Source organism: Streptomyces sp. NPDC006365, assembly GCF_042870755.1.
In the GTDB taxonomy this organism is placed as follows: Bacteria; Actinomycetota; Actinomycetes; order Streptomycetales; family Streptomycetaceae; genus Streptomyces; species Streptomyces xiangluensis.
Genome location: NZ_JBIAHS010000002.1, coordinates 59,676 through 85,429, shown reverse-complemented (window position 1 = coordinate 85,429; position 25,754 = coordinate 59,676). Strand labels below are relative to the sequence as shown.

Sequence of the window (25,754 nt, the reverse complement as noted above, 5' to 3'; positions counted from 1 at the left end):
CGCTCCGTGTGTGGCCGCCGGTCGCGATTCATTCAAGAGCACGCACAATCGCGTGATACGTGGTTGCCGCGGCTCGTAAATACTCGGTACCCTGCCCGGCGAATCCAGACCCCAAGTTGATTCCTTCATTCACTTCGAGTATCCGCCACGATCGATCGCCGGACTCCACCAGATCTACGGCGGCCAGTCTGAGCCCGATGACTTCACAGGCACGAAGGGCTTCGGCGATCAACCGCTCATTTTCATGGATGGACAGCAATTTCGGTGCTGCACCGAACGCGAGGTTGTGCCGCCAGTCAGCATTGCGGATCTTCTCGAAGATCAGCAGCGGCGCACCGTCCAGGACGATCACCCGAACCTCGCGCCGGAGGTCCAGGTAGGGAGAAACAGCGGCCACTCCGTCGTAGCGCCCCAGCAAATGGTCCAGCTTTTTCCGGGCGGCACGGAATGTGGCTGCCCGCTCGACATCACGGCCATTGCTTCCCGTTACGGGTTTCAGGACCACTTCCGAGGTCGACAGCCCCGCCAGTCTCAGCTGGTTGTGACACAGCCGCCGAATCTCCTGCCGGCTTCGCCCTTTGGCCAGCACCAGGAAGTGCTGGACGGCGTCGACGCCGGCAGCCGACAGGACTGTGTACGTCGCAACCTTGTCCATGGCGACTCTGGCTGCGGTATTTGAGTTGTGCGGAAAAGAGTAGCCGATCACGTAGTGTTTCGTGCCGCCCTTCTGCAGTTCATGCAGCCAGCCACCCCGAAGCGCCTGGTAGTCCCACCCCAGATTGTCCGCGGACCCCCTGAGGAAGTATCCGATGTCATGCAATGCCTCAGCCTCCAGTTCCGGAGCGATCACGGTCGTGTTCGACAGAACCGGCTAACTGGCTTCCTTTTTCTGCGCCCAGCCCCACCAGCCATCCTCGTCGATCACTCGGGCGAACGCCGGGTTCGTTTTGACCAGGAGGTCGAATACGGCACGCAGATGGGGTGTCCGGCGCTCCGTCTCGCTCAGTCCGGAGACTTCCACTTCATAGTGTCTGGGCCCGTATGAATGCTCTTCGTAATTCCATCCGAGATCATCCATGACAAGCCATCCGCCCGGAGCGAGGAGCCTTTCCGCCAGCACCACGGCCAAGCCGTCGACCGACCATTCTTTGGCCCCGTCGAGAAAGATCAGGTCGTAGGCCGAAGCGGGGTCTCCACCCTTCTTGAGGTGGTGTTCCAGTTGCACCTTCAGGAACCAGGTGTACGTGGAGAAACTTCGGTCGAGCACTACCAGATCAGCCAGGTCGGCTCTCTCCAGCGTCTCCTGCGCAGAGGGCTCTTTCCATTCCCTGCGGCATGAATCCACACTCGTGAGACGGCCGGCTCCGTTGGCCCTGAGCGCGGCCGCGATGAAGACTGCGGAACCACCACGTGCTGTCCCCAGTTCCAGTACCCGGGTGGGCCGCCACTGCCTGATGTGGTCGTACAGCATGCGGCCGCGATGGGCCCGGATATGGGGTCCGGGCAGTTCATCGACGACAGCTCTTGCCAGCTCGAACTCCATGGCTCCCCAGACGGTCGTGGATCACGGCTGCGAAGCCCCGGCGAGCTCGGCGGACAGCAATGAACGAAGTCGCGTCCAGTGCGCCGCACCGGAGAAAGCAGCCGCAGCGTGCTCACCGGCGCGCCGACCGGCGGCCGATCGTTCTTCCTCCCTCGAACCGAAACGGCACAGTGCGTCGACCGCCGCCCGATAGCACCGGCGCGGATCGCGCGGTACGGGAGGCTCCAGGGGGACGGTGGCGCCTGCATCACAGGCGTGAATGTCAGGGGCGATACCGACCACATCGGTGGTGACCACCGGAACGCCGCACGCCATTGCCTCAGCGAGGCTCAGATTGAACGAATCGTGACGACTGAGGTTGAGTTCCGCGTCCGAGACCTGCAGAACTTCGGTCACATCACGGAGCAGCCCAAGCAACCGGATGTCAAGGGGTGACAGGTCCCACGGGATACTGGGCGCGGGTCCGGCCAGAAGGAGAACCACGTTCCTCGAGTCGAGCAGGCCGGCCACTCGGCGCGCAACACACAGGACGTCTTCCGGCGCCTTCACCGGCCGCATGTTGCTGTGCATCGAGATGAGAAACGCATCGGCAGGCAGACCCAGTCTGCGCCGTGCAGCAGCACGGTCCACGGCCGACAGCGGGCGGTACCTGCCGCTGAGGCAGGGTTTCAGCACGTCAATGGGCCGGTTCACCCCATACTGGTCCGAGAGTTCGGCGGCAAAGGATGGGGAGTAGGTGACAATACGGTCCACTCCCGGATCGCGGAGGAGACCAGTGGAAAGCTCCCTGAGTTGGGGTCCTACCTCCCAGATGTCGGAGCCGGCCGGGTTCAGCCAGAGCCGCACCGGTACACCGGAGCCACGCAGGAGACCTGCGGCCATCAGCCCGGCCGCGCCATAGGGGAACAGGTAGTGCGCCCATATGAGGGGTGCGTTTCCTTCGGCAGCGGACAACCGCGCTGCCCTCATCAAGGAATCCGCCAGTTCCAGCGGCAGTAGTACGGACTCGTTGGCGATGGCGGCCCCGGCTCCTATGGCGCCTGACCTCACCGGCCCGTCTCGCCACGTCACCTCGACTTCCCCGCTTCCACCCCGTCTCCATGGGAAGGGTGTGGCCGGCCCGACATAGGTGCATCGTCCCCCGTGCTCGGCGGCGTTCTGGAGACCGTTGCACATGATTCGGCCCGCCCCAGCGAAGCCGCTTGGGCCGCATGCGATGAGGTGGCTGCTCACACTCCACCCCGTACAACACGTTCGATCTTCTCCGCAGCACCGCGCATGTCGGGCTCGACCGGAAAATGAACAGTTTCCTGGGTTGCCCGAGTAAACCATTCAACGGACTCGAGTATGCTCTGCAGAACGCTTTGCCTGGAGTATTCAGGGAGACTGAACTCAAGTATTCGGGCTACGTCAGCACCCATCTGCTCTTCGTACCGTTTCGCAGGATGGTACGGGCCCACCACCGGGCTGTAACGTCCATGTTGGATGCGAACGATCTGCTGCATCGCCTTGCGCATGTCAGCCAGATACTCGATTGCCCGCCACAGCTCCCCCCTCTGGGCGCTACGAGATGCGTACAACGCCCTTATCCAGAAGTAGCAGTAGTGCTCGTGGTACACCTTCGAGATGTCGATGAGCATCGACTTCGATTGTTCGACCAACGAGGTCATGTATCCATTGCGGTCCAGCACGATCCGGCTGGCGGACCTCATCGGATTGAGCTCAATTGTTTCCCGGGTGTTGACATTCATCTGGCATACGGCAAGATCCGCCAGGACAGCGGTGATCGAGTAACCGAAGTGCGGCACGAAGACCGGACCGCGACGGAGTACGACATCACCGGCCCAGTCGATCAGAGTGTCGGCAGCGTGGTCCACGGTCACGTCGCTATCGGGTGCGATGAGGAAGAAGAGATCGAGATCCGAGTGCTCATCGTGTTCATCGCGTGCGTGCGATCCCGCGATTGACACGGATTCGATCCAGAGCGGCAGCTCTTCTCCGGCACCTCGCACGAGGCGATCCACCAGTTGCGCAAGAGAGCTGAGCGGCATCAAGTCTCCTGAATGGTGTGCGGCTAAGGGAAGTCCGCGACGGCCGATGCGAGGGCTCCGACATGGTGGACGGCTTCGCTGCAATCGCTCGGAACGTGTATCAGGTGATCCCCCGCCGTTGTGTCCCGTCGTGGAACGTGCGTGATCATTTCTTTCCGGTACCGCTTCTTCTCCTCGTTCAGCAGGCGCGCCAGAACAGACACCTCCAGGCGGCGCGTCTCCGCCTGGAGCACCAGGAAGCGGCCTTGGTTGTTCCGGTAGACCCGGCGGTATCTCGGGTCGCCCGGAGGGTGGTCGTCCAGATCCGCGTAAAGCAACCTGATGATGTCCGACCTGCGCTCGTCCACATACGCGGTGAGAAGGTGCGAAAAGGCCAGGTCATGGTGTTCCTCCAGAAATGCCAGGAACACCCCGCCCAGAATGTTGATTCTCAGGAGCTCACAGATGTTCTCGCCCCGCGCGACGATGCCCGCCGCGGGCGTCTCAGCCGTATCGCTCCAGGCACGCACCAATCGCCTCATCGTTCCACGATCCGGAACGAAGGCACTGTCCGGGCAGTGGTAACACGACCCTTCTCGCGTTGCGGCGGTGGGTTTGATGGCCACAGGCCAGGCAGGCGCAGGCCCGGTCATGAAGCTGCATCTTCGGCAGCCGCATCAAAGGGGGGTGCGTTCACCACCACGTACTGCGCCGTTCCTTCCATCGCATGTGTCGCCCCCTTGGGTACCAAGACGGCGTCCCCCGCGCCCACCTTGAACTTCTCGGTGGCCACAGTGAACATGAGAGAGCCCTCGACGATGTAGTACGCCCGCTCACTGAGCCGGCTCACGGTCGGCGGGTGCACACCCCTCAAGGTTGCGACAGAGAGACTGAAGGCCGACTTTGCTGCTCCGGTGATCAGATTTGTGATCTCTACGTCCGCGAACCGGCGAATCACACCGTCTGAATTCGGAAAGCGGTACATGGCCATGCCTTTTTTGCCTTTCAAGTAAGTCTGCTCAGAATGTCTTGGAACACCGTTTTCCGCACCCCACTCGAACAAAACTTGCGTTCGTACTCATAGGTGAGTCGGGAGTCGGCCGACCGAACGGTCATGGGCGATTTTCCCGTGAAACCGCCGCTGGACATCACGGTGATGACCAGATCATCACTGTTCGTTCGTGTCCAGTGGAAGAATTCAGCCGGAATCTGGTAACGCGTCCCCTGCTGTATTCGCTCTTCATTTTCGATCCGAACGGTGACTCGCCGACCCGTGGATTGCGAAATAGAGACGCCTGCGCCATAGGACACCTCATACAGCGTGTAGGGGGCCGCCGCGTCGGCCTCCACATCATATGTTTCGTTCACGAAGCTGCCATAAAGAACCACGCTGTCCAGATGCCAGCCGTGTGAGTGGCAGACATCGGGTGGATCCTGCGGACGAGAGAATTCTGGGTGCCACACGTGGATCGTTGTGTGGGTGCTCTTTCGGCACGCAGCCGCAGCGCCTTCCGATATGGGAATGTCTATGAATCCGAGTGGATGCCATCTGGCTACCAGCTCCTGCGCGTCAGCGCATGCAACCAGCCTGCGTGCCGCCTGCGCGACGTCCTCCCAGTCGGCCTGCTCCTGGTTCATACTCGTCAGTTGCTGGCGTAACCCCATGCTCCCCCACCTTCATTCTCATCAGGCCGTTTCTCCGGCCGGAGCCTCTCCCACGCCGCCGAGAGAGCCAGGATCCCGTCTCTTGTCGGCCAGCTGTGCATGACGGTGTCTTCGTACTGGAAATAGGAGCCCCGATGCGACTTCATCAGTGCCCGGACGCCGTCAACTATGGAGAGTTCGGAGTCCGAGGTCAACGCCGCAGCTATTCCCAGCAGACAATAGGCGTCGCCGAACCTTGTTATCGTATGGCCCATCGGCCGGTCAATCGTGGAGGCCCAGGTACCATCCGGCCTCCGCCGTTCCTTGATGAAATCGAGCGCTCCGCCGATGAGATCAGTGGAATCCATCGTGGGCGCCGCAGCCAATCGTGAAAGCGTGAACAGTACCATTCCGGTAATCGCCACCCGTGAGGTATCACCTGCTTGTGATCCCCAGCCGCAGTCGTTGTTCTGTGTCGTCAGCAACCACTGCTGTGCGACTCGGATCGAGTCCTGAATGTTTTCTCGCTGATCGGGGAGCAGGGGAAGGACAGCGCCCAGAGCGATCAGACCGAAGCACGTTGATGCGGTCCAGCTTGGTTCCCTGCCGGGTCGCCACGCCCATCCTGAGCCGGGTTCCTGGTGCAGGACCAGCCAGTTCGTGAGGTCGGTCATCTTGTCCCGGTAGAAACGATCGCCAGTCGACTCATAGCAGGCGCGGGTGGCCAGGAGTGCCTGCGCGGTGGCATCTGTGATCGACGGGTCCCCCTTACCGACGATAGGAATACCCCGGTCCTGGTTTCCGTGGTCGAGGACCCAGATCAAGGCGCGTTGCCTCCATAGAGCGGCGGCGTCCTCCCCTGCCTCGGCCATGGCCCAGAGCAGACCGGCGGTCGACCATGTGCAGCTCATGGATCCCTCGTTGTCAGAAGGGAGGCCACCATCCTTGTTCTGCACCCGCTGGACCCATGCGCACGACCGCCGAACAACCGAGTCCACATTCCGATAGTGCGATTCCTCAGCTGACTGAAGCGTTACCTGGACCGGTTGGAGGGGGTTCTGGACGGAACCCGAATCGCTGAGGGCGTCGACATCCCGGCTCAGCGCCAGGTAGACCTTACGCAGGTCAAGATGGAGTGGTTCCTTCCGATAATTCTTTTCCCACGTCCAGTGCTTGTCCCGGAGCTTGGCGACGGCGACACGGCGTTCCTGTGCCGGCTTTCCGGTCCAGTCCCCAAGGGCGAACAACATCTCCGCCGCTTGACGATCGTTCATCTTGAGCTGCTCGGCGACAACCCTTTCCAGGACAACAATGAACCCTCGGGCCCTTGCTCCCGGCGAGGATCTCAGTCCGACCCTTCTTACCACCGCAGGAAGATCGATGAGTGGTGAATCCTCCAGCGGAGCCGCATATACACCGGGCGAGATGAGCGCTTTCAAGGCCTCGATGTACATATCGATGTCATCGGCAGGTGGCGTCTCTTCCATGCGGTTCTCAAGCTCCTGACGGGAGGCTACCCCACGACCCTACTCCTGTCTGCTCTTTGTACCTGAAATCGTCGATGTTGGATTCCCCGTCGTAGTCGAAAATGGTCCAGTTCGATCAAACTGTTCTCAAGGTGACAACCGAGGCTCTTGATGTCAGTGATACAGAGCGCCGCATTCCACCCGGTGAGAAAGCCGTGACCAGCCACTACGACACGTTCGGCTCCCACCTGCCGTCTCAACCGAGGCCAGGACGCGGCCATCGCTGGGGAGCGCACGTGCGCCGGGCAGGCGGTCATGCAGGCGGCGCGGACTCGGCCAAGCGGTCCGGCCCGTCGTGGAAGGTCGCCGGACACCGGCGGTGCGGCAGCCGGGACTCGGCGCTTTCTCCCGCAGCTCGACGATCCTTCCCGGCAATTCCCGGCAACTGTTTGGCACGTTGATTCCCGGGAGGCGCCTCCCTTCCAACTCCTCACGGAAGGGAACCCGAGAACATGCTCGCCAAGATCGCTGTGCGTGTCCGTGCCCTGCGCGGCCGCATCAACCGGATGTTGACCCGTTTCGACATCGGCTGGATTGCCGGAGTCGCCATCAGGGCGCTGTTCGTCCTGGCTGGTGTGGAGGCCGTGGACGGACTGCTGGACGGCGTGGTGGTGCTACTCCTGCCGAGTGTCCAGGACGGACTCATCATGCTCGTCCGCTACTGGCTCCGTGCAGGAAAGTCACCGAGGGCCCTCGCGAAGAGGCCCCACGGCAATGTCCGCCGCCTCCGTCGCCGCAAGCGCCAGTCTCAGGGTGATAGGAAGCGGTAACCGGACGGCGGTTCGCAGCCTCATGGAGGCCGATGTCGTCCGCCGCGCTGTGGGACGTCCTCGAAGCCCTGGCAGGGCTTCGAGGACGGAGCGCTTTGCGGCTGCATGGTCGTTGAGCCTTGCATCGGCGCCGCGGAGGTCGCATGCCCTGGCGGTCAGGGCGTGCCGCACGTGGGTTCCGAGTTGGTCTCGGTGGTGCCGGACAGTGGTCCGAAGTCCCCAACGTCCGTGATGGAAAAGGGCGCCTGGCCGCTGGGCTGCTCCAGCGGAGCCTGTTCGTTCTCCCGGAACCAGGCAATGGTCTGCTTCAAGCCGTCGATGACAGAGAATCGCGGTGCCCAGTCGAGTCTCCGGTTGGCGAGTGTGATGTCCGGGCAGCGAACGTCGGGATCGTCCGTGGGGCGATCCACGAAGACTATGGGCGAGTTGGACCCCGTGAGTTCTCTGACCAGCTCGGCGATCTGAAGGACGGTCAGTTCCTCGGGGTTGCCCAGATTGACGGGGCCTGCGAGGTTCGAATGGAGCATCCCGACGACGCCCGCGACAAGGTCGTGCACATAGCAGAGGGAGCGGGACTGGGTGCCGGAGCCCGCGACTGTGATGGGTCTCCCGGCCAGTGCCTGGGTGATGAAGGTGGGTATCGCTCTGCCGTCGTCCTTGCGCATGCGTGGTCCGAAAGTGTTGAAAATACGGACGATGGCGGTGTCGAGGCCCTGGCTCCTGTGACAAGCCATGGTCAGGGCTTCCGAGAAGCGCTTCGACTCGTCGTACACACTGCGCGGGCCAACCGGATTGACATTGCCCCAGTAGGTCTCCGGCTGCGGATGCACCTGTGGGTTCCCGTACGTCTCACTGGTCGATGCCAGCACGAAGCGGGCGCCTTTGCGGTGGGCCAGATCCAGGGCGTGGAAGGTGCCCGAAGAACCCGCCTTCATGGTGGCCAACGGCATGCTCAGATAGTCCGTCGGGGACGCCGGCGAGGCGAGATGCAGCACTGCGTCGACGGGGCCCGGGACATCGCAGCCCTCCGCAACGTCGGTGACTTCGACCGTCAGTCGCCCAGAAGCCGCAGACGACTTCAGGTTTTCCTTCCGGCCGGAGCTGAAGTTGTCCAGGCATACGACCTCCGCGCCGGCGCCCAGGAAGTAGTCACAGAGGTGGGACCCGAGGAACCCGGCTCCGCCTGTTATGACAATGCGTGTGAATTTCACCTGTGTAGTCCTCGGATCGCGCACAGTCGGAGAAGGTCGGTCCGGGCAGGGTGCACGCGTTCAGGCGGTGGTCCCCGTCGGCACCGAAGTAGTCGTTGCCGACCGGTGACGAACGTCCCCGCGCCCCATCCGGGCAGGCGACCAACTCGGCGGCCCCCGCATCAATGCGGACGGGTCGGGCCGTACGCCGAGCATGGTCGTCGGTGTGGCCAGGGAAGTGTCTCGCGCGTCACAGCCATACCGCCAGAGGGGCAACCACATGGTCGAGAAATCCCTCACCCGCGCAACCCCTGTCGGCGGCAACGGAGTTGGGCGCTTTCGGGATGGCCCCTGCCCGTCCTCGCCAACGCCCCATTGGACAGCTTGTAAGGTTAGGCTAACCTACCTTTGACATTGTTCCGTGGGCGATCCGCCCTGTGCGAAAGCAGTCACCACCATGTTCAACGCCCGTTCCGCCCACCTCACCCGCCGCGGCATCCTCGCCGCGGGCGGCGCCCTCAGCCTCGGCGCCGTCCTCGCGGCCTGCGGCGACGACGACGCGCAAAGCGGTGGCTCGGCCGACTCCGAGGAGGCCGCCAAGTCCGGCCCCTGGAGCTTCAAGGACGACCGCGGCGAGACCGCCAAGGCTGACAAGGTCCCGGCGAACATCGTCGCGTTCACCGGCGTCGCCGCCGCGCTCCACGACTACGGCATCGAGGTCAAGGGCGTCTTCGGCCCCACCAAGACCAAGGACGGCAAGGCCGACGTCCAGGCCGGCGATCTCGACATCAACAAGGTGACCATTCTCGGCAACGAGTTCGGCCAGTTCAACGTCGAGAAGTACGCGACCCTGGCGCCCGACGTGCTGATCACCACCATGTTCGACGACGCGGGCACGCTCTGGTACGTCCCCGAGGAGTCCAAGGACAAGATCGTCACCCTCGCCCCGACCGTCGGCATCTCCGTCTACGACCGCCGGCTGACCGAGCCGCTGCAGCGCATGATGGCGCTCGCCGAGTCGCTGGGCGCCGACGTCAAGGCCGCCGAGGTGACCGCCGCGAAGAAGCGCTTCGAGGACGCCTCCGCCAAGGTGCGCGCCGCCGTGAAGGCCAACCCCGGCATCAAGGTGCTGGCCGGCTCCGCGAGCCAGGACATCTTCTACGTCTCCACCTCGAACCTCTCCGTCGACCTGGAGTACTACAAGGCGCTCGGCGTGAACTTCGTCGAGCCCCCCGCCGACGTACTGAAGGCCAACGGCGGCTGGTTCGAGAACCTGAGCTGGGAGAACGTCGACAAGTACGGCGCGGACCTCATCATGATGGACAACCGCTCCTCGGCCATCCAGCCCGCCGACATCACGGAGGGCACGTGGAAGCAGTTGCCTGCCGTCAAGGCTGGGCAGGTCATTGCGCGTGACCCGGAGCCGATCTTGTCCTACGACAAGTGCGCGCCGCTTCTCGAGAACCTGGCCGAGGCCATCGAGAAGGCGAAGAAGGTCGCCTGACTGGAGTTCGTCAACTGCGGGCCGGTTGGCGCTGGTCGTGCAGTTCCCGCGCCCCTGACGGGGCCACCACCGGTCCCTGTGCCTGCGGCACGCGGGCCGGTTCCCTTTCAGGGCGGCCGCCGCCACCCGCGCCCCTTCAGGGGCGCGGGGCTGTGACACACGCGGCTCCGCCGCGTGGGCGCGAGCAACCACAACGAACCCGCAGCCCGGAAACACAACACCGAACCACCCGCCCCCTGACGTCCCATCAGGAGCACGCATGACAACGGCTGTAGCCGCCCCGTACCGTTTGTTCTCCCTCCAGGTCGTACGGACGAGGCGGCTCAGCCCGTCTCTCGTCCGAGTCACCTTCGCGGGCCAGGACCTCAAGGCCTTCGCCTCCGACGGCCTCGACCAGAGCCTCTCCCTCTTCCTCCCGCGCCCGGGCCAGGAGCACCCGGTCATGCCGATGGAGTACGGCGAGGGCTGGCGCCAGGCCTGGATCGACACCCCCGAAGACGTACGCGCGATCATGCGCTCGTACACCCTCCGCGCTCTGAGGCGCACCCCCGACGAGATCGACATCGACTTCGTGCTGCACGGCACGGAACCCGACGCCGCCACCCCGGCCGGCCCGGCCTCCCGCTGGGCCGCCGACGCCGAGCCCGGTGACCGAGTCGTGCTGCTCGGCCCCTCCGTCGCCGACAACACAGCGATCCGTTTCCGCCCACCCACCGACACCGACCTGATCGTCCTGTGGGCGGACGAAACCGCCCTGCCCGCCGCCGCAGCCATCCTGGAGTCCCTGCCGGCGGGGACCAGGGCAGTCGCCTGGCTGGAAGTCCCTCACGCAGGCGACCGCCTCGAACCAGTCAACCCCGCGGACGCGGACATCACCTGGCTCGTACGCGACGAAGACTCCCCCACGGCCCTCGAAGCGATCCGAGCCGCCCGACTCCCGCCCGCAGAAAGCCCGTACGCCTGGATCGCGGGCGAGTCCGGCCAGGTGAAGGAGCTGCGCCGGCACCTCGTGCGGGAGCGCGAGATCGACCGTCGACGGGTCACGTTCGTCGGCTACTGGCGGCGCGGGCTGACCGAGGAGCAACTGCGCGCGCAAGCAGAGTGACAGGGAGAGTGATTCACCCAACACAGACAGCCACCAAAGGCAAGCAAACGCGCAACTAAAGGGACATGAGGGGCCAGCGATCGTCGAGAAGTTAGGTTAGCCTTACCTAAGTAAGGTCCCATGCACTCTCAAGGACACCGCTCTCCCCACCCCCACCCTCTCCTGCCCCGGAGGAAACACCCCCATGCGCTCGCACCTGCTCAATGACACGACCGCGGAGCTGTACCGCAGCTCCGTGACCGAAGGAATCGAGCGGGTGGCGGCCAAACTCGCCACCACCAACCGTCCGTTCACCGGCGTCACGGTCGACGCCCTCGCGCCGAGCATCGACAGGATCGACCTCGACCGGCCGCTGCTCGACACCACCGCGGCCCTGGACGAACTCGAAGAGCTCTATCTGCGCGACGCGATCTACTTCCACCACCCGCGCTATCTCGCGCACCTCAACTGCCCGGTCGTGATCCCCGCCGTCGTCGGCGAGGCGGTCCTGTCGGCCGTCAACTCCTCGCTGGACACCTGGGACCAGTCGGCCGGCGGCACCCTCATCGAGCGCCGGCTCATCGACTGGACCACCGAGCGCATCGGCCTCGGCCCGGCCGCCGACGGCGTGTTCACGTCCGGCGGCACCCAGTCCAACCTCCAGGCGCTGCTGCTTGCCCGCGAGGAGGCCAAGCCCGGGCAGGAAGGGTGGGAGGTGTCGGCCTCGTACGCCAGACTGCGCGTCTTCGCCTCCGAGGTGAGCCACTTCAGCGTCAAGAAGTCGGCGAAACTGCTCGGGCTCAGCGAGGACTCCGTGGTCTCCATCCCCGTCGGTCACGACAAGCGGCTGCAGACCGTCGCGCTGGCCCATGAGCTGGAGCGCTGCCGCCGCGACGGGCTGACCCCGATGGCCGTAGTCGCCACAGCGGGCAGCACCGACTTCGGCTCCATCGATCCGCTGCCCGAGATCGCCGAGCTGTGCGAGCAGTTCGGCGCCTGGCTGCACGTCGACGCGGCGTACGGCTGCGGGCTGCTCACCTCCCGGAGGAACCGCCACCTCATCGACGGCATCGAGCGCGCCGACTCCGTCACCGTCGACTACCACAAGTCCTTCTTCCAGCCGGTGAGTTCATCCGCCGTACTGGTCCGGGACGCGGCCACGCTGCGGCATGCCACGTATCACGCGGAGTACCTCAACCCGCGCCGCATGGTTCAGGAGCGCATCCCCAACCAGGTCGACAAGTCCCTGCAGACCACCCGCCGCTTCGACGCGCTCAAGCTGTGGATGACCCTGCGCGTGATGGGCGCCGACGGCATCGGCGAACTCTTCGACGAGGTCTGCGAACTCGCCTCCGACGGCTGGAAGCTGCTTGCCGCCGATCCGCGCTTCGACGTGGTGGTTCAGCCGTCGCTGTCCACGCTCGTCTTCCGCTACATCCCGGCGGCCGTCACCGACCCGGCCGAGATCGACCGCGCCAACCTGTACGCCCGCAAGGCCCTGTTCGCCTCGGGTGACGCGGTCGTAGCGGGCACCAAGGTCGGTGGCCGCCACTACCTGAAGTTCACCCTGCTCAACCCCGAGACCACGACGGACGACATCGCCGCCGTACTCGATCTGATAGCCGGCCACGCCGAGCAGTACCTGGGAGAGTCCCTTGACCGCGCTTCCTGAATCCTCCGAGAAGACCTACGACTTCATCGGGATCGGCCTCGGCCCCTTCAACCTCGGCCTCGCCTGTCTCACCGAGCCGGTCACCGAACTCGACGGCGTCTTCCTGGAGTCCAAGCCGGACTTCGAGTGGCACTCGGGGATGTTCCTCGATGGCGCGCACCTCCAGACGCCGTTCATGTCGGACCTGGTCACCCTGGCCGACCCGACGTCCCCGTACTCCTTCCTCAACTACCTGAAGTCCTCCGGGCGTCTGTACGCGTTCTACATCCGCGAGAACTTCTACCCGCTGCGCGTCGAGTACGACGACTACTGCCGCTGGGCGGCCGGGCAGCTCTCCAGCATCCGTTTCAACACGACGGTCACCGAGGTCACGTACGTCGATGACGTCTATGTCGTACGGACGGAAGCCGGCGAGACCTACCGCGCCCGGCACCTCGTGCTCGGCACCGGAACACCGCCGTACATCCCCGAGGCCTGTCAGGGTCTCGGCGGGGACTTCATCCACAACTCCCGCTACCGGCAGCACAAGCAGGAGCTGCAGGCGAAGAAGTCGATCACCCTGGTCGGCAGTGGGCAGTCCGCCGCGGAGATCTACTACGACCTGCTGAGCGAGATCGACGTCCACGGGTACCGGCTGAACTGGGTCACGCGCTCGCCGCGCTTCTTCCCGCTCGAGTACACGAAGCTCACGCTGGAGATGACCTCCCCGGAGTACATCGACTACTTCCACGCGCTGCCGGAGCGGACCCGTTACCGGCTCCAGTCGGAGCACAAGGGCCTGTTCAAGGGCATCGACGGTGAGCTGATCAACGAGATCTTCGATCTGCTCTACCGGAAGAACCTCGGCGGTCCTGTCCCTACCCGGCTGCTCACCAACTCCTCGCTGAACAGCGTGAGTCATGAGAACGGCACGTACATCCTCGGCCTGCGTCAGGAGGAGCAGGAGAAGGACTACGAGCTGCTCTCCGAGGGCCTGATCCTGGCGACCGGCTACAAGTACGCGGAGCCGGAGTTCCTGAAGCCCGTACGGGACCGGATCCGCTACGACGAGCACGGCAACCACGACGTGGCCCGCAACTACGCCATCGACACGACCGGACGCGGCATCTTCCTGCAGAACGCGGGTGTGCACACCCACTCGATCACCTCGCCGGACCTCGGCATGGGCGCGTACCGCAACGCGTACATCATCCGGGAGCTGCTCGGCACCGAGTACTACCCCGTGGAGAAGACCATCGCGTTCCAGGAGTTCGCCGTATGAGCACTGCGATTCTCGGGTCGCTCTCCCTGCGCCCCTTCGACCCGCTCGCCGACGCGGAGCTGCTGCACTCCTGGGTGACCCATCCCAAGGCGGCCTACTGGATGATGCAGGGCGCCCGGCTCCAGGACGTTGAGCGCGAGTACATGCGGATCGCGGCCCATGAGCACCACGACGCGTTCATCGGGCTGCACGACGGCGAGCCGGCGTTCCTGATGGAGCGCTACGACCCGCGGTACGTCGAACTGGTCGGCCTGTACGAGCCCGAGGCCGGCGACGTCGGCATGCACTTCCTGGTGGCGCCGACGGACAGGCCCGTGCACGGCTTCACCCGGGCCGTGATCACCGCGGTGATGGAGTCCCTGTTCGCCGACCCGCGCACCCGACGGGTCGTCGTCGAACCGGACGTGAGCAACACGGCGGTGCACGCGCTGAACGAAGCCGTCGGCTTTGTGCCCGTACGTGAGATCCAGAAGCCGGAGAAGCGTGCGCTGCTGTCCTTCTGCACGCGGGCGCACTTCTTTGAAAGGCACAGCTTGGCTTCGCGAGGAGTGGCGATATGACCCTGACCACCGACACCGCAGCCGGACCGCGTCTGTCCGACGCCGTGGCGCACCTGACGCCCGAACGCTGGGCGCGCGCGAACCGCCTCCTCATCCGCAAGGCCCTCGCCGAGTTCGCACACGAGCGGCTCCTCATGCCTGAGGCCGCCGACGACGGCTCGTATGTCGTACGCAGCGACGACGGCCTCACCCGTTACCGCTTCACCGCCGCCCGTCGTGCCCTCGATCACTGGCAGGTCGACGCCGAGTCGATCACCCGGCACCGGGACGGCAGGGAAACTTCCCTGCACGCCCTGGAGTTCTTCATCGAGCTGAAGGGTGCGCTGGGCCTGAGCGACGAGGTGTTGCCGGTCTATCTGGAGGAGATCTCCTCCACCCTCTCCGGCACCTGCTACAAGCTCACCAAGCCGCAGCTCACCTCCGCCGAACTCGCCAGGAGCGGCTTCCAGGAGATCGAGACGGGGATGACCGAGGGCCACCCCTGCTTCGTCGCCAACAACGGGCGGCTGGGCTTCGGGGTCCACGAGTACCTCTCGTACGCCCCTGAGACCGCGAGCCCCGTACGGCTGATCTGGCTGGCGGCGCACCGCTCGCGGGCGGCGTTCACGGCGGGCGTGGGCCTGGACTACGAGTCCCTGCTGCGGTCCGAGCTCGGGGACGAGACGCTGAAGCGGTTCTCCGTCACCTTGACCGAAAAGGGCCTCGACCCGGACGACTACCTCCTCATCCCGGTCCACCCCTGGCAGTGGTGGAACAAACTCTCCGTGACCTTCGCGGCCGAGGTCGCCCAGCAGCACCTGGTGTGCCTGGGTGAGGGCGACGACGAGTATCTGGCCCAGCAGTCGATCCGGACGTTCTTCAACAGGAGCGCCCCCGACAAGCACTATGTGAAGACCGCGCTGTCGGTCATCAACATGGGTTTCATGCGCGGTCTTTCCGCCGCGTACATGGAGGCGACGCCGGCCATCAACGACTGGCTGTCCCAACTCGTCCAGAACGACCCGGTGTTGAAGTCCACCGGCCTGTCGGTCATCCGCGAGCGCGCGGCCGCCGGCTACCGGCACCTGGAGTACGAGGCCGCCACCGACCGCTACTCCCCGTACCGCAAGATGCTCGCCGCCCTGTGGCGCGAAAGCCCTGTCCCCTCCCTCCAGAAGGGTGAGCAACTGGCCACCATGGCCTCTCTCGTCCATGTGGACCACGAGGGCGCGTCCGTCGCGGCGGCGCTGATCGAGCGCTCGGGCCTCGCGCCGACGGAGTGGCTGCGCCGCTATCTGCACGCCTACCTCACTCCGCTGCTGCACAGCTTCTACGCCTACGACCTGGTGTTCATGCCGCACGGCGAGAACGTCATCCTCGTCCTGCAGGACGGCGTCGTACAGCGCGTGATCTACAAGGACATCGCCGAGGAGATCGCGGTGATGGACCCGGATGCGGTGCTGCCGCCGGTGGTCGAACGGATCCGTGTCGAAGTGCCCGAGGACAAGAAACTCCTGTCGATCCTCACGGACGTCTTCGACTGTTTCTTCCGCTTCCTGGCCGCGAACCTCGCCGACGAGGGCGTCATCGAGGAGACCGACTTCTGGCGGACGGTCGCCGACTGCGTACGCGACTATCAGGCAGCCGCGCCCGAACTGGCCGACAAGTTCCGGCAGTACGACATGTTCGCGCCTGAGTTCGCGCTGTCGTGCCTCAACCGGCTGCAACTGCGCAACAACAAGCAGATGGTCGACCTCGCCGACCCGGCCGGAGCACTCCAGCTCGTCGGCAACCTGAGGAACCCCATAGCCGGGCTGTAGCAGCAGCCCCACAAGCAGGCGGGCGCCCTCAAGTACGGTCCCGGGGGGCGCCCGCCGTCGTACAGAATTGCCGTATGGCGGAAATCATCCAAAAGGACGGTACTTGGACCTTCGACGGCGATGCCCTGCACCTGACTCCGGGGCGCGACAAGAGCGTGAGCCTGTTGCGCAAGACGCTGGGTGAACTGACGGTTCCGCTGGGTGCGTTGGCCGGAATCTCCTTCGAGCAGGGCAAGAAGTCCGGGCGGTTGAAGCTCCGGCTGCGGGAGGGCGCGGACCCGTTGCTGCAGGCGACCGGCGGCAAACTCGCCGAGCCGAACGACCCGTATCAGCTCGCCGTCGACTCCGACCGCTACGGGGTCGCCGAGTACTTCGTGGACGAGATCCGCAACGCGCTGCTGCTGGACCAGGTCCCGGCCACCGCCGTCGACCGCTATCTGCTGCCGGGCCCGTCCGTGCCGCTGTCGGTGTCCGCCGGGGACGGCACCGCGAGCTTCGACGGGGAGCGCGTACGGCTGGACTGGAACTGGAAGACGGAGGAGGCCAAGGCGGCGGCCGGTCCGCGCATGCTCTCCTTCGCGGACATCCGGTCAGTGGAATGGCACCCCGCGGTCGGCCTGGAGAACGGCTGTCTCCGCTTCACCGTCCGTAACGCCCCGACCAAGGCCCCGCCGAAGTACGACCCCAACTCCGTTGAGCTGTGGGGCTTCAAGAAGGACCCTCTGATGGCTCTGGTCGCGGCGGCGGTACAGGCCCGCCTGCCGCACCCGTCGTCGGCGTCCATCGAGGACCGGGTGACCACGTCATCGAACTTCCCCGTCCAGGACGCCGAACCACCCGCCGAGCCCGACCACGACGCCCTCCTGCGGCGCCTGCGCGAACTAGGCGAACTACACAAGTCGGGCGTCCTCACGGACGAGGAGTTCACCCTGGCCAAGCAGGCCATCCTGAAGCGCCTCTGAGACGACCCTCAGACCTCACATAGATCTTTTGCGGCCAGTGCAGGTTCTTTGAGACAGTTCCGCCACAACGCTGCCCGATATCGGGCAGATTTCTTGCGATCACACGCCCCATCATCCAGGATCATCGAGTGCACGACGAACTCGTTGATCATCTAATGCGCTCCACCGCCCTCAGCCGGGGCGAGGCACAGCGGGTGATCCAGGACGTGCTCGCCTACTTCGACGAGACGACCGAGGAATACGTCCGTCGCCGCCATCGCGAGCTCCAGGTTCAGGGCCTGGTGAACGCGGCGATCTTCGAACGGATCGCGGCAGACCTGAAGTACCGCGCGGTCGCACCGCCCGAGCTCACGCTCAGACAGCTGCGCCGCATCGTCTATGGCTAGATCGTCTAGGGCTAGGGGCCTTCTGTATGTGTGGAATCGTCGGATACATCGGCAAGCGTGACGTGGCGCCGCTGCTGCTCGAAGGCCTGCAGCGCCTGGAGTACCGCGGCTACGACTCCGCCGGCATCGTGGTGACCAGCCCCAAGACGTCCGGCCTGAAGATGGTCAAGGCCAAGGGCCGGGTCCGCGACCTGGAGGCGAAGGTTCCGGCCCGCTTCAAGGGCACCACCGGCATCGCCCACACCCGCTGGGCCACGCACGGCGCACCCTCCGACGTCAACGCCCACCCGCATCTGGACGCCGAGGGCAAGGTCGCCGTCGTCCACAACGGCATCATCGACAACGCCTCCGACCTGCGCAAGAAGCTGGAGGCCGACGGAGTCGAGTTCCTCTCCGAGACCGACACCGAGGTCCTCACCCATCTCATCGCCCGCTCGCAGGCCGTGAAGCTGGAGGACAAGGTCCGCGACACGCTGCGTGTCATCGAGGGCACGTACGGCATCGCCGTCATGCACGCCGACTTCCCCGACCGCATCGTGGTGGCCCGCAACGGCTCCCCGGTCGTCCTCGGCATCGGTGAGAAGGAGATGTTCGTCGCCTCGGACATCGCCGCCCTGGTCGCCCACACCCGGCAGATCGTCACCCTCGACGACGGTGAGATGGCCACGCTGAAGGCCGACGACTTCCGTACGTACACCACCGAGGGCACCCGTACGACGGCCGAGCCGACCACCGTGGAGTGGGAGGCGGCCTCGTACGACATGGGCGGCCACGACACGTACATGCACAAGGAGATCTCCGAGCAGGCCGACGCCGTGGACCGCTGCCTGCGCGGCCGCATCGACGACCGGTTCTCCACCGTGCACCTGGGCGGCCTGAACCTGGACGCCCGCGCGGCGCGCAAGATCCGCCGCGTGAAGATCCTCGGCTGCGGCACCTCGTACCACGCGGGCATGATCGGCGCCCAGATGATCGAGGAGATGGCCCGTATCCCCGCGGACGCCGAGCCAGCCTCCGAGTTCCGCTACCGCAACGCGGTCGTCGACCCCGACACGCTGTACGTCGCGGTCTCGCAGTCCGGTGAGACGTACGACGTACTGGCCGCCGTGCAGGAGCTGAAGCGCAAGGGCGCGCGGGTGCTGGGCATTGTGAACGTGGTGGGCAGCGCCATCGCCCGTGAGGCCGACGGTGGCATGTACGTGCACGCGGGCCCCGAGGTGTGCGTCGTCTCCACGAAGTGCTTCACCAACACCACGGTCGCCTTCGCACTGCTCGCGCTGCACCTGGGCCGCACCCGTGACCTGTCGGTCCGGGACGGCAAGCGGATCATCGAGGGCCTGCGCAAACTGCCCGGCCAGATCTCCGAGATCCTCGAGCAGGAGGACGCGATCAAGAAGACGGCCGAGCAGTACGCCGAAGCCCGCTCGATGCTCTTCATCGGTCGCGTACGCGGCTACCCGGTGGCCCGCGAGGCCTCGCTGAAGCTCAAGGAGGTCTCGTACATCCACGCCGAGGCCTACCCGGCATCCGAGCTGAAGCACGGCCCGCTGGCGCTGATCGAGCCGGCCATGCCCACGGTGGCGATCGTCCCCGACGACGACCTGCTGGAGAAGAACCGCGCCGCCCTGGAGGAGATCAAGGCCCGCAGCGGCAAGATCCTCGCGGTGGCGCACCAGGAGCAGGAGAAGGCCGACCAGACGATCGTCGTCCCGAAGAACGAGGACGAGCTGGACCCGATCCTGATGGGCATCCCGCTCCAACTCCTCGCCTACCACACGGCCTTGGCCCTGGGCAGGGACATCGACAAGCCCAGGAACCTGGCGAAGTCCGTGACGGTGGAATAAGGAATCCACAAGACGGCCGAAGCGATAATTGAGCAACCCCCACGGCGAGCAACCAGATCCGCGAGAGCGGCGCCGGTTCAGGCGCAAAGAGGTGCCCGCGAGAGCGGCGCCGGTTCAGGCGCAAAGAGGTGCCCGCGAAAGCGGCGCCGGTTCAGGCGCAAAGAGGTGCCCGCGAAAGCGGCGCCGGTTCAGGCGCAAAGGGGCGCGAACGGCCTCCCGTGTGTGCCACCAGCACACAGGAGGCCGTTCTTTGCGGGAGCCGAGGTCGCCCATTACCTCGGCTCGTGGCTGCCTCAGCCGGTAGCCGTCATCCTCCGGCCGGCAGCGCGTCGTGGGAGTGCGGTGGGCCAGTGGGCCAGGAACGCCGTCGCGACGTACCAGGCCACGGCGCCGCCTGCCACGGCGAACCAGCCGCCGACCTTCCCCAGCGCCTCGTTGTCCGCGAAGCTCGAGATGGCGAGAAGCAGGAGCGCGACGAAGAACAGCCCGTAGGCACCCTGTGCGAGCGGTCCACGGGCCGCCGCCCCGAGGGTCAGACTCAGCGCGACGAGAGCGAACAGCAGGAAGAACAGCCCTGCGGCGTTGTCCGACAACGCGCTACCGGCGGTGACTCCCCAGTCGCCCGTCATCGCACCCCAGGCGAACCACAGGGCCCCGAACCCCGCGAAGGCAGTGCCGGTGACGATGTCACGGTCACTGAACGCGAACAGACCCGCGATGAAGAGCGCGATGCCGCCTACGTACGTGGCGAGGCCCACGGCGTCGGCCGCCGTCACGCCGTCGATCACTTCGGTGTGACCGAGGCCGAAGAACAGCAGGGTGATACCGAGGGCGAGATGACCGAGGGTGGTGATGGTGCTTCCCGCAGTGACTTCGTTCTTCACGGCGGGCCCCCTTTCGTGCAGGAGCGCTTGCGCGATGCCCTATGCCGGGACCGTGTCGGCCCGGCGACCGGTATGTACCCTTCACAAGGGCACAAACCACCTCTACGCGCGAGTAGGTTTATGCCGCGTCAGGAGCACGCCGACACCCAAGCGTGCCTCGCCTCACCTGGGACAACGCCTGGAGCAACGGGGACGATGACGCGTCACGGGATGACGATGACAGGGCGCTGCGCCCGCTTCGCCAGCCGCCCCGCGACCGAGCCGAAGATGCGCCCGACGATGCCGTGCGTGGAGCCGACGACGATCGCGTCCGCCTCGTACTCCCGCCCGACCTCCTCGAGCTCGTGGCAGATGTCGCCGCCGCGCTCGACGAGGATCCAGGGCACCTCGGCGAGATAGTCCGCGCAGGCGAGTTCGAGCCCTAGCACCTCGGTGCGATGGTCGGGGACGTCGACGAAGACCGGGGGTTCACAGCCCGCCCACACCGTGGTCGGCAGTCGGTTGGCGACGTGCACGATGATCAGGCCGGAGCCGGAGCGGTGTGCCATCCCGACCGCATAGGCGAGGGCGCGCTCACTGGACGTCGAACCGTCGAAACCGACGACGACGCCGTGCTTGAACGCGGGGTCACAGGACTGACGTGTCTCTTCCGCCGCGAAGGGCTCGGACGCCGTGGGATCGACGACGGGGCGCTTGCGGTCCGCGGGATCGTAGAATTCTTGACCGGCCATGGCTGTCTCGGCGTTTGGATCCTCATGGGTGGGACGACAGGTGCTACGGAGCTGTGTCCGGGAATCATCTTCCCAACCCCATACCCCCAAGGGTACGGCGGCACGCCTCCTCTGCCCAGATCCCGCGACGGCCGCGGGAGGGTTCCAGGGAGCATGCACGAGAGGGCACCCGCAACGCAATGGTTGCTGCCACGTACAGGCTGTTTGCACAGGGTTTCGATCGCCGTGGCAGGCAGTTGCTCGGTTTGCCACGCTTCTCGGTCTGTTTCCGCCGCCCGGTTCGTCCCGGCGGACTCCCGCCGCGGTGCGGATTCCGTGACCGGCGGGTCGAACAGGCGTTGAACTCCCGTAAGCCACCGCTCCAGGGAGGCCCACCGTGTCCGCACCCCAGCCCTCCTCCGGGAAGCCCGCCGCGCGGGGCTCCGTCGGCGCCTCCGTGAGCGATCTGGTGCGCTGGGCGGCCTTCAGCTGCGTACTGGTCCCCGTGGTGCTCGTCCTGTACGGAACCTCCCTGGCGGGTGCGGCCGGCACGGCCCTCGGGCTGGCAGCCGTGACGGCGGTGTGCCGGGCCCTGCTGAGGCGGTCCGAGCGGTTCGCGGCGGGCACGGTGAGCGAGAAACCGGCCGCGAAACGGACAGCAAATCGCCGACGGCGCGTCAGGGGCGGTACAGGAGCGCACAGAGGGCGTCGGAGGACCTCAGAAAACGCGCCGGTCGACTGACCGGTTTCCGCTCACACACCCGGTGCTTTTCAGCCAACTTCCGTCTCCTGTGCATTCCTTGGCCGAAGGGGCCTCCACGCCCCGTTCCACCTGCACCGAAAGGGGCACCAAGGGGCCTCGCACCCTACGGGGACCGGCCACGGAGGCGAGGCGCACTTCCCTGTACGGCCCACGAGTGCAACGCTTCGTGATCGAATGCTTCACGCCAAGTTGCCATGTCGACAATGTGCCGAGTGCTGAACTGGTCACGTAGGCACCATGGGACACAGTAGATTCGATCATGCTGTCTTACGGCGGGGGACTCGTGCAGGACCAAGGGGAAACGTGCAGGAGCGACACAACCGAGGAGCCGCGACCACCGAGGGGGGCTTAGCAGTATGAGCCACGACTCCACTGCCGCGCCGGAAGCCGCGGCCCGGAAACTTTCCGGGCGACGCCGCAAGGAGATCGTCGCGGTGCTGCTGTTCAGCGGCGGCCCCATCTTCGAGAGTTCCATTCCACTGTCGGTGTTCGGGATTGACCGCCAGGACGCCGGCGTGCCGCGCTACAGGCTGCTTGTATGCGCCGGGGAGGAGGGGCCCCTGCGGACCACAGGGGGACTCGAACTGACCGCGCCCCAGGGGCTGGAGGCGATATCCAGGGCGGGCACCGTCGTCGTGCCTGCCTGGCGGTCGATCACCTCGCCGCCGCCGGAGGAGGCGCTCGACGCACTGCGCCGGGCCCACGAGGAGGGCGCCCGCATAGTCGGGCTGTGCACCGGCGCCTTCGTACTCGCCGCGGCGGGGCTGCTGGACGGCCGGCCGGCGACCACCCACTGGATGTACGCGCCGACGCTGGCCAAGCGCTATCCGTCCGTCCACGTCGATCCCCGCGAACTGTTCGTGGACGACGGCGACGTACTGACATCGGCGGGTACGGCGGCGGGCATCGACCTCTGTCTGCACATCGTGCGGACGGACCACGGAAACGAAGCAGCCGGAGCGCTGGCCCGCCGTCTGGTGGTCCCGCCCCGGCGCAGTGGCGGTCAGGAGCGCTACCTCGATCGGTCTTTACCAGAGGAGATCGGCGCCGACCCGCTCGCGGAGGTCGTCGCCTGGGCGCTGGAACATCTCCACGAGCAGTTCGACGTGGAGACGCTGGCGGCACGCGCGTACATGAGCCGTCGCACGTTCGACCGCCGGTTCCGCTCGCTCACTGGGAGCGCTCCGCTGCAGTGGCTGATCACGCAGCGGGTGCTGCAGGCGCAGCGGCTCCTCGAGACGTCCGACTACTCGGTGGACGAGGTGGCGGGCCGCTGCGGCTTCCGCTCCCCGGTGGCCCTGCGCGGCCACTTCCGCCGGCAGCTCGGCTCGTCCCCCGCCGCGTACCGGGCCGCCTACCGCGCCCGGCGCCCGCAGTCCGACAAGCCCTCGGACGCGGAGGAACCGCCACCGCCGCAGCCCCCGCAGGAGTCCGCCCCGGTCCCCCAGCAGACCCGCCGCACGGCCGCCGCCCACGCGGTGGGCCCGACGGCGTCCCTGTCCACGGAGCCGGGCAAGAGCGGCAACGAGATGTACGCCAATGGCCGGCCGAGCCTGCCGGGGCAGCGGAGCGCGCCGTAAGGGCGTAAGGCCGTAGCGGGGTGGGACGCGGCCCTTTCGGGCCGGCCGCCCGCCCCGCCCGGCAGCTGTCCTGGTCCCGCGCCTGCCCCCCCGGTATGGCGGGGCCGTAGGGTAAGGCATATGAACGATCGCATGGTGTGGATCGACTGCGAGATGACCGGCCTCTCGCTGTCCGACGACGCGCTCATCGAAGTGGCCGCACTGGTCACCGACAGTGAGCTGAACGTGCTCGGCGAAGGGGTGGACATCGTGATCCGCCCGCCCGACACGGCGCTGGAGACCATGCCGGAGGTGGTGCGCGCCATGCACACCGCCTCCGGTCTCCTCTCCGAGCTGGCCGCCGGTACGACACTGGCGGACGCCGAGGAGCAGGTCATGGCGTACGTACGAGAGCACGTGAAGGAGCCGGGCAAGGCCCCGCTGTGCGGCAACTCGGTGGGCACGGACCGCGGTTTCCTGCTGCGGGACATGCCGAGCCTGGAGGAGTACCTCCACTACCGGATCGTCGACGTCTCCTCCGTCAAGGAACTGGCCCGCCGCTGGTACCCCCGGGCGTACTTCAACAGCCCGGAGAAGAACGGCAACCACCGCGCCCTGGCGGACATCCGCGAATCCATCGCCGAACTCCGCTACTACCGTGAGGCTATCTTCGTCCCACTCCCGGGCCCGGACTCGGACAAGGCCCGCGCGATCGCCGCAAAGCACGTTCTGCCTGCGCAGTAGGGGCCCTGCAAACGCGGGCGCGAGCACCCCTTGGGACCCTGTACACTTTTTCTCGGCCGGTCGGGAAGTCCAGGCGGATAACCGCCGGTCATGGTGGGTGTAGCTCAGCTGGTAGAGCACCTGGTTGTGGTCCAGGATGTCGCGGGTTCAAGTCCCGTCACTCACCCTCAAGGATCAAGGCCCGACCTGCACTGACAGGCCGGGCCTTCATCATTCCCGAACCATGGGAACCGCACGGAACCCCGCGGGAGCACCGCCCCTCACGACGAGGCGCGCTCCACCAGCGTCGCGGGAAGTACCAACTGCCGCTTGTCCAGGCCGCGAGAAACCGCCGGCCGGCGGTCCGCGATCTCGTCCTGCAGGAGGTCGATCATCGCGCGGCCCATGTCCTCGATGGGCTGGCGGACGCTGGTGAGGGGCGGGTCCATGTGACGGGCGATGGCGGAGTCGTCGTAACCGACGAGGGCCACGTCGTCGGGTGTGCGGCGGCCGACCTCGCGCAGGACTTGGCGGGCGCCGGCCGCCATGACGTCGGAGCCGGCGAAGACTGCGTCCAGGGTGGGGCGGCGGGCGAGCAGTTCCGTCATCGCGCGGCGGCCGCCCGCCTCCGTGAAGTCACCCGTGAGGATCAGTTCCTCGTCGACTTCCCGGCCCGCGTCGCGCAGCGCGTCGCGGTAGCCGTCGATGCGGCGCTGGGCGCCGAAGACGTCGAGGCGGCCGGCGATGTGGGCTATGGTGCGGCAGCCCCGGTCGAGCAGGTGCTCCACCGCGGCCCGGCCGCCGCCGTAGTTGTCCGAGTCGACGGACGGCAGTGTCTCCTCCGCGGATCTGCGACCACTGATCACCGCCGGGATCTCCAGCTGGGACAGCAGATCCGGCAGCGGGTCGTCCGCGTGGACCGAGACCAGCAGGACACCGTCCACCCGGTGCGCCGCCAGGTACTGGGCCAGCCTGCGCCGCTCCCGGTCACTGCCGGCGAAGATCAGCAGGAGCTGCATCTCGGTGTCCGAGAGGGCCGCGCCCACGCCGCGGAGCATGTCCGAGAAGTACGGCTCCGCGAAGAAGCGGGTCTCGGGCTCGGGGACGACGAGGGCGATCGCGTCGGTGCGGTTGGCCGCGAGAGCGCGGGCCGCCGTGTTCGGGACGTAACCGAGCTCCGCGACCGCCGCCTCGACGGCCGCGCGTGTGGCGTCGCTGACCCGCGGGGATCCGTTGATCACGCGGGAGACCGTGCCGCGGCCCACTCCGGCTCGCGCGGCGACCTCTTCGAGGGTCGGCCGCCTGCCGCTGCGGCCCCGCGCTCCGTGGACTACCATCCC

The 25,754-nt window shown here is 66.2% G+C and carries 25 protein-coding genes and 1 tRNA gene; 14 read left to right on the top strand and 12 right to left on the bottom strand.

Features of this window, described 5'->3' with window-relative positions; genetic code table 11:
- Positions 1-28: 28 nt before the first annotated feature.
- The 8 genes from ACFYO0_RS05600 to ACFYO0_RS05565 all read right to left on the bottom strand — a co-directional run bounded on the left by ACFYO0_RS05600 (position 29) and on the right by ACFYO0_RS05565 (position 6,704).
- On the bottom strand, positions 29-850 hold the full coding sequence (locus tag ACFYO0_RS05600; protein WP_388671148.1) for a RimK family alpha-L-glutamate ligase: 822 nt from the start codon (positions 848-850) through the stop codon (positions 29-31).
- A 21-nt stretch (positions 851-871) separates the two neighbouring features.
- Positions 872-1,543: an O-methyltransferase gene (locus tag ACFYO0_RS05595; protein WP_388671141.1), complete on the bottom strand. Its 672-nt coding sequence runs from the start codon at positions 1,541-1,543 to the stop codon at positions 872-874.
- Positions 1,544-1,564: 21 nt separating this feature from the next.
- The gene (locus tag ACFYO0_RS05590) at positions 1,565-2,497 is read right to left on the bottom strand and encodes a glycosyltransferase (RefSeq protein WP_388671138.1); all 933 of its coding nucleotides are present in this window, start codon (positions 2,495-2,497) and stop codon (positions 1,565-1,567) included.
- A gap of 275 nt (positions 2,498-2,772) precedes the next feature.
- On the bottom strand, positions 2,773-3,594 hold the full coding sequence (locus tag ACFYO0_RS05585; RefSeq protein ID WP_388671135.1) for a hypothetical protein: 822 nt from the start codon (positions 3,592-3,594) through the stop codon (positions 2,773-2,775).
- Positions 3,595-3,617: 23 nt separating this feature from the next.
- Positions 3,618-4,106, bottom strand: a complete 489-nt coding sequence (locus ACFYO0_RS05580) for a hypothetical protein (protein WP_388671132.1) — start codon at positions 4,104-4,106, stop codon at positions 3,618-3,620.
- Between the two features lie 116 nt (positions 4,107-4,222).
- The gene (locus ACFYO0_RS05575; RefSeq protein ID WP_388671129.1) at positions 4,223-4,564 is read right to left on the bottom strand and encodes a cupin domain-containing protein; all 342 of its coding nucleotides are present in this window, start codon (positions 4,562-4,564) and stop codon (positions 4,223-4,225) included.
- 14 nt (positions 4,565-4,578) lie between these two features.
- Positions 4,579-5,238 (bottom strand): hypothetical protein, encoded by a 660-nt coding sequence (locus ACFYO0_RS05570; protein WP_388671126.1) that lies wholly within the window; start codon positions 5,236-5,238, stop codon positions 4,579-4,581.
- A complete protein-coding gene (locus ACFYO0_RS05565; protein WP_388671123.1) occupies positions 5,217-6,704 on the bottom strand; it encodes a prenyltransferase/squalene oxidase repeat-containing protein in 1,488 nt (495 codons plus the stop codon). The genes ACFYO0_RS05570 and ACFYO0_RS05565 overlap by 22 nt, the downstream gene beginning before the upstream one ends.
- Before the next feature lie 491 nt (positions 6,705-7,195).
- On the opposite strand from ACFYO0_RS05565, the gene ACFYO0_RS05560 reads away from it, so the two are divergent.
- Entirely contained in the window at positions 7,196-7,513 is a 318-nt protein-coding gene (locus tag ACFYO0_RS05560) for a hypothetical protein (RefSeq protein ID WP_388671120.1), read from the top strand.
- Positions 7,514-7,668: 155 nt separating this feature from the next.
- Here ACFYO0_RS05560 and ACFYO0_RS05555 read toward each other — a convergent pair whose 3' ends face one another.
- Positions 7,669-8,724 (bottom strand): UDP-glucuronic acid decarboxylase family protein, encoded by a 1,056-nt coding sequence (locus ACFYO0_RS05555; protein WP_388671117.1) that lies wholly within the window; start codon positions 8,722-8,724, stop codon positions 7,669-7,671.
- A gap of 436 nt (positions 8,725-9,160) precedes the next feature.
- On the opposite strand from ACFYO0_RS05555, the gene ACFYO0_RS05550 reads away from it, so the two are divergent.
- From ACFYO0_RS05550 to glmS, 9 genes are all read left to right on the top strand, one after another.
- Positions 9,161-10,207: an ABC transporter substrate-binding protein gene (locus ACFYO0_RS05550; protein WP_388671114.1), complete on the top strand. Its 1,047-nt coding sequence runs from the start codon at positions 9,161-9,163 to the stop codon at positions 10,205-10,207.
- A 259-nt stretch (positions 10,208-10,466) separates the two neighbouring features.
- Positions 10,467-11,312 carry a siderophore-interacting protein gene (locus ACFYO0_RS05545; RefSeq protein WP_388671111.1) on the top strand — a complete coding sequence of 282 codons (846 nt, stop codon included), beginning with the start codon at positions 10,467-10,469 and terminating at the stop codon, positions 11,310-11,312.
- Positions 11,313-11,496: 184 nt separating this feature from the next.
- Positions 11,497-12,963, top strand: a complete 1,467-nt coding sequence (gene desA, locus ACFYO0_RS05540) for a lysine decarboxylase DesA (RefSeq protein WP_388671108.1) — start codon at positions 11,497-11,499, stop codon at positions 12,961-12,963.
- Entirely contained in the window at positions 12,947-14,224 is a 1,278-nt protein-coding gene (locus ACFYO0_RS05535) for a lysine N(6)-hydroxylase/L-ornithine N(5)-oxygenase family protein (protein WP_388671105.1), read from the top strand. Before desA ends, ACFYO0_RS05535 begins: the two co-directional genes overlap by 17 nt.
- The gene (locus ACFYO0_RS05530) at positions 14,221-14,784 is read left to right on the top strand and encodes a GNAT family N-acetyltransferase (RefSeq protein WP_388671102.1); all 564 of its coding nucleotides are present in this window, start codon (positions 14,221-14,223) and stop codon (positions 14,782-14,784) included. Before ACFYO0_RS05535 ends, ACFYO0_RS05530 begins: the two co-directional genes overlap by 4 nt.
- The gene (locus ACFYO0_RS05525) at positions 14,781-16,583 is read left to right on the top strand and encodes an IucA/IucC family protein (protein WP_388671099.1); all 1,803 of its coding nucleotides are present in this window, start codon (positions 14,781-14,783) and stop codon (positions 16,581-16,583) included. Before ACFYO0_RS05530 ends, ACFYO0_RS05525 begins: the two co-directional genes overlap by 4 nt.
- Before the next feature lie 74 nt (positions 16,584-16,657).
- Positions 16,658-17,545 carry a DUF4429 domain-containing protein gene (locus ACFYO0_RS05520; protein WP_388671096.1) on the top strand — a complete coding sequence of 296 codons (888 nt, stop codon included), beginning with the start codon at positions 16,658-16,660 and terminating at the stop codon, positions 17,543-17,545.
- A 128-nt stretch (positions 17,546-17,673) separates the two neighbouring features.
- The gene (locus tag ACFYO0_RS05515) at positions 17,674-17,931 is read left to right on the top strand and encodes a hypothetical protein (protein WP_388671093.1); all 258 of its coding nucleotides are present in this window, start codon (positions 17,674-17,676) and stop codon (positions 17,929-17,931) included.
- A gap of 26 nt (positions 17,932-17,957) precedes the next feature.
- Complete coding sequence (gene glmS, locus ACFYO0_RS05510) at positions 17,958-19,775, top strand: glutamine--fructose-6-phosphate transaminase (isomerizing) (protein ID WP_388671090.1); 1,818 nt, start codon at positions 17,958-17,960, stop codon at positions 19,773-19,775.
- 293 nt (positions 19,776-20,068) lie between these two features.
- Here the strand turns inward: glmS and ACFYO0_RS05505 are convergent, their stop codons facing one another.
- Both ACFYO0_RS05505 and ACFYO0_RS05500 read right to left on the bottom strand, forming a co-directional pair.
- Positions 20,069-20,659, bottom strand: a complete 591-nt coding sequence (locus tag ACFYO0_RS05505; RefSeq protein ID WP_388671087.1) for a GPR1/FUN34/YaaH family transporter — start codon at positions 20,657-20,659, stop codon at positions 20,069-20,071.
- Between the two features lie 203 nt (positions 20,660-20,862).
- Positions 20,863-21,390 carry a universal stress protein gene (locus ACFYO0_RS05500; protein WP_388671084.1) on the bottom strand — a complete coding sequence of 176 codons (528 nt, stop codon included), beginning with the start codon at positions 21,388-21,390 and terminating at the stop codon, positions 20,863-20,865.
- 376 nt (positions 21,391-21,766) lie between these two features.
- Between ACFYO0_RS05500 and ACFYO0_RS05495 the strand changes: the two genes are divergently transcribed.
- The 4 genes from ACFYO0_RS05495 (at position 21,767) to ACFYO0_RS05480 (ending at position 24,601) form a co-directional block, all read left to right on the top strand.
- The gene (locus ACFYO0_RS05495; RefSeq protein ID WP_388671081.1) at positions 21,767-22,111 is read left to right on the top strand and encodes a hypothetical protein; all 345 of its coding nucleotides are present in this window, start codon (positions 21,767-21,769) and stop codon (positions 22,109-22,111) included.
- Between the two features lie 377 nt (positions 22,112-22,488).
- Positions 22,489-23,712 carry a helix-turn-helix domain-containing protein gene (locus tag ACFYO0_RS05490; protein ID WP_388671078.1) on the top strand — a complete coding sequence of 408 codons (1,224 nt, stop codon included), beginning with the start codon at positions 22,489-22,491 and terminating at the stop codon, positions 23,710-23,712.
- A 120-nt stretch (positions 23,713-23,832) separates the two neighbouring features.
- Positions 23,833-24,435, top strand: coding sequence for an oligoribonuclease (gene orn, locus ACFYO0_RS05485; RefSeq protein WP_388671075.1), 603 nt, complete (start codon positions 23,833-23,835; stop codon positions 24,433-24,435).
- A 93-nt stretch (positions 24,436-24,528) separates the two neighbouring features.
- Positions 24,529-24,601, top strand: a tRNA-His gene (locus ACFYO0_RS05480).
- A gap of 94 nt (positions 24,602-24,695) precedes the next feature.
- Here ACFYO0_RS05480 and ACFYO0_RS05475 read toward each other — a convergent pair.
- Positions 24,696-25,751 (bottom strand): LacI family DNA-binding transcriptional regulator, encoded by a 1,056-nt coding sequence (locus ACFYO0_RS05475; RefSeq protein WP_388671072.1) that lies wholly within the window; start codon positions 25,749-25,751, stop codon positions 24,696-24,698.
- Positions 25,752-25,754: the final 3 nt, after the last annotated feature.